A 3,725-nucleotide genomic window follows, 5' to 3' on the forward strand; every position below is an offset into this window, starting at 1 on the left:
GTCCAGGACGGCCTTGTTGATCCACAGCCAGTTGACCGAGTGAACGTTGACCGGCGCCGCGACCCACTTGCCGTCATAGACCGAGAACTTCTGCAGGGCCGCCGGAACGGACTTGTCCCAGCCTTCCTTCTTCGCCGTTTCGGTCAGGTCGCCCATGACGCCGGCAGCGGCGTAGTCGAGCACGGTATAGCCGAGCATCTGCGAGGCGGTCGGATAATTGCCGGCCGCGACCATCGCCTTCAGCGCGGTCATGGCGGCATCGCCGCCGCCGCCGGCCACCGGCACGTCCTTCCAGGCATAGCCTTCCTTGGCCAGATCGCCTTTAAGGACGTTGAGAGCAGCCGCTTCGCCGCCCGACGTCCACCAATGCAGCATCTGCACTTCCTTGACGTCCTCGGCGTGGGCCGCGAAAGCCAGGCCCGACGCGAGAGCCGTTCCGATAAGCAGTTTGCGCAACATGTACTTCCTCCCTTGTTGCATTACACGACCGGTGAAGCCCACCGGGTTCTTCTCAACTCAGCCGACCCACCATCCGGTGCGCTGGCCGCGATGAAACTGAATTGTCTTTTCCTCGGTATAGTCCTCGACGGCGCGTTTGCCGAGTTCGCGTCCGAGACCGGACTGCTTGTAGCCTCCGAAAGGCAGCTCGGGATAACCTTCCATGAATGTGTTCACCCAAACGGTTCCCGAACGCACTCCACGCGCGACCGACATGCAAGTGTCGATGCTGGCGCTCCACACGCCCGCCGACAAACCATAGGGCGTGTTGTTGGCGATGTGCAACGCCTTTTCAATCGATTCAAAAGTCAGCACCGAGAGCACCGGACCGAACACTTCCTCGCGCGCTATGGCCATCTCCTCGGTAACGCCGCGGATGATGGTGGGATCAAGATATTGGCCGACATTGGAGGCCAATTGCTTGCCTCCGCTGTAAACCTGGCTGCCGTCGCCTTCAGCGGCAGAAACATAGCCGGCCACCTTCTTCAGATGGTCGGACGAGATCATCGCGCCGACCTTGGTTTGGTCATCGAGCGGATCGCCGACCGTGACCCTGGCGGCAAGCGCCTTGACGGTGCTGAGAAAATCGTCGGCGATCGCCTCGTGAACGATCAGCCGGCTGCCGGCATTGCAGCACTCGCCGGCATTGAAGAAGCCGCCGAACACCGCCGCATCGGCGGCCGCTTCGAGGTCGGCGTCGGGGAAGACGATCTGGCCGTTCTTGCCGCCGAGTTCCATCGAGACTTTCTTCAGCGACTGCGCGGCCGAGGCCATCGTCATCTTGCCGACGCGGGTGGAGCCGGTGAACGACACCATCTCGACCAGGGGATGACTGACCATCGGCGCGCCGACGTCGGCACCAAAGCCGGCGAGGATGTTGACTACGCCGGCGGGCAGGCCGGCCTGCATCAGGATATCGCCGAGCACGAAGGTCGACGCCGAGGTCATTTCGCTAGGCTTGACCACCGCCGTGCAGCCGGCGGCGAGCGCGAAGGGCAGTTTCTGGCTGACGATCAGGAACGGGAAATTCCATGGAGTGATGATCGAGACGACGCCGATCGGCTCGCGCAGGACGACGCCCAGCATGGCATCGCCGAGATTGGCGTAGGATTCACCATGCAACGTGCGGGCAAGCGAGGCGGCATAGCGCCAGATGTCAACGGCGCCGCCGATCTCGCCGCGCGCCTGGGCGATCGGCTTGCCCGATTCCAGCGCGTCGAGCCGGGCGATGTCTTCAAGCCGCGCCTCGATCAGGTCAGCCGCCTTGAGCAGGATCGCGGCACGCTCAGCTGCCCTCATGCGCGGCCATGGACCGGTCTCGAACGCCTTGTGGGCGGCCTGCACAGCGGCTTCCACTTCGGCCTCGCCGGCCTGTGCGTAGTGCGAGACGGTGAAGCCGTGGCCGGGACTATTTCGAGCAATCGTGCGGCCGTCGCGGGCATCGACATGCTTGCCGTCGATCAGCAGCCTGTAGGCTTTCGGTGCCGCAGCCGCCTCGGCCGGCATGGCGATCTTGAGTGGGGCGTTCATCTGTTTTCCTCTAGGATCTCGAAAAGGCCGGCTTCTGCTTGGCCTTGAAGGCATCGACGCCGGCCTTGAGATCTCCGGTCAGGGCGATGAAGCCGCTGGCCAGCGCTTCGGTGGCGGCGGCACTTTCCTCGCCTTCGGCGACCGCGATCATCAGCTTGGCGGCTTCCGTCGCCAGTGGCCCGCGCTCGGCGATCTTTTCCGCCCACGCCTGTGCATTAGCCAGCGCCTTGCCGGTCTCGACCACCCGATCGACAATGCCCAAGGCCAGTGCTTCAGGGGCGAGAAAGATCTCGCCGCCCAGCGCCATGCGCCGCACCGTCTGCGCGCCGAAGCGGCGCACGGCGCGCTGCGTGCCGGACCAGCCCGGAACGACGCCGATCGAGGTTTCGGGGAAGCCCAATTTTACCTGTGTTTCGGCCACGCGGAAGTCGCAAGCCACAGCCAGTTCGAGCCCGCCGCCCAGTGCATGGCCCGACAAAACGGCGATGGTCGGCTGCCTGAGCCGCGCCAGCCGGTCGAAGACGCGGTGGCCGTAGCGTACCCATTGCACCTGGAAATCGGCGGCACTCATCCGCGCCCACGCTTCAACATCGCCACCGGCGCAAAATCCCTTGCCCTCGCCGCGCAGCAGCACGACGCGGACGCCCTCGGCCATCTCGGCCGCGTCAAGCGCCGTCTCCAACGCGCGCAGCATCGGAATGTCCAGCGCGTTGAATTTCTCCGGCCGGCGCAGCGTGACGACGCCGATGGCGCCGTCGGTTTCAAAGGTGACGAGGTGCTCAGCCATGCGCGCCTCCAAGCGAGGCGCCGCCATTCAGCGACAGGCCTATCGGTTGCTCCTGATAGAGGGCTGCCGGTGTCGTCTTGAGGTTCTTGGCAATGCCCAACGGAATTTCCGACTGCGCCAGCACATCGCGCTGCAGATCGATGCCGGGTGCGAGTTCTGTGACGACCAGGCCCTCCGGCGTCAGCCTCATCACGCAGCGTTCGGTGACATAGGTGATGTCCTGTCCCTGCGCGACTGCGCGCTTGCCCGAAAACGAGATGTGCTCGACTTCGTTGACCACCTTCTTGACCTTGCCCTCCTGATCGATGCGGATGCCGCCATCGGCCAATGAGAGTTTTGCCCCGGCGTTGAAGAAGCCGGAAAACACGATCTTCTTCGCCCGCGCGGTGATGTCGACAAAGCCGCCGGCACCAGCCGTGACATGCGGGCGCGCCGAAAGCTTCGAGACATTGACCGAGCCATGGCGGTCGATCTGCAGGAAGGACAATAGCGAGGCGTCGAAGCCGCCCGCCTGGAAATAAATGAACTGGTGCGGCGAGGGCATGAAGGCGTCGGCGTTCGACGAACAGCCGAATTTGAAGTCGAGCAGCGGCACGCCGCCGACCGCGCCCTGTTCGATCACCCAGGTAATCTTGCCGTGCTGTCCTTCCTCGAGAAGGATGCGCGGGACATTGGCGGAAATGCCGAAGCCGATGTTGACGGCCATGCCGTCGCGCAACTCCATGGCGACGCGGCGCGCGATCACTTTCTGGACGTTCATCTCCGGCGTGCGGAAGCTCGACAGCGGCCGGAAGATTTCTCCGGAGATCGCCGGGTCATAGGGTGTCAGCGTCGTCTGCAACTGGTCAAGCGCGTCGTCGAAAACGGTACGCTGAAACCGCATGACGTGCGCGTGCCGGGCGTCCTGGTC

General features: G+C 64.1%; 3 protein-coding genes and 1 pseudogene. All 4 read right to left on the reverse strand.

Annotated elements, in window-relative coordinates; all coding sequences use genetic code 11:
• On the reverse strand, positions 1-459 hold a 459-nt coding region (locus EN964_RS28420; RefSeq protein WP_164776046.1), incomplete at its 3' end, for an ABC transporter substrate-binding protein.
• A gap of 57 nt (positions 460-516) precedes the next feature.
• The gene (locus tag EN964_RS28425) at positions 517-2,028 is read right to left on the reverse strand and encodes an aldehyde dehydrogenase family protein (protein WP_127277009.1); all 1,512 of its coding nucleotides are present in this window, start codon (positions 2,026-2,028) and stop codon (positions 517-519) included.
• A gap of 10 nt (positions 2,029-2,038) precedes the next feature.
• Positions 2,039-2,815, reverse strand: a complete 777-nt coding sequence (locus EN964_RS28430) for an enoyl-CoA hydratase/isomerase family protein (protein ID WP_127267245.1) — start codon at positions 2,813-2,815, stop codon at positions 2,039-2,041.
• Positions 2,808-3,725, reverse strand: a pseudogene (locus EN964_RS28435) (acyl CoA:acetate/3-ketoacid CoA transferase); the annotation flags it as partial. The pseudogene EN964_RS28435 and the gene EN964_RS28430, both read right to left, overlap by 8 nt.

This window comes from Mesorhizobium sp. M7A.F.Ca.CA.001.10.2.1 (assembly GCF_003998575.1).
Classification (GTDB): domain Bacteria; phylum Pseudomonadota; class Alphaproteobacteria; order Rhizobiales; family Rhizobiaceae; genus Mesorhizobium.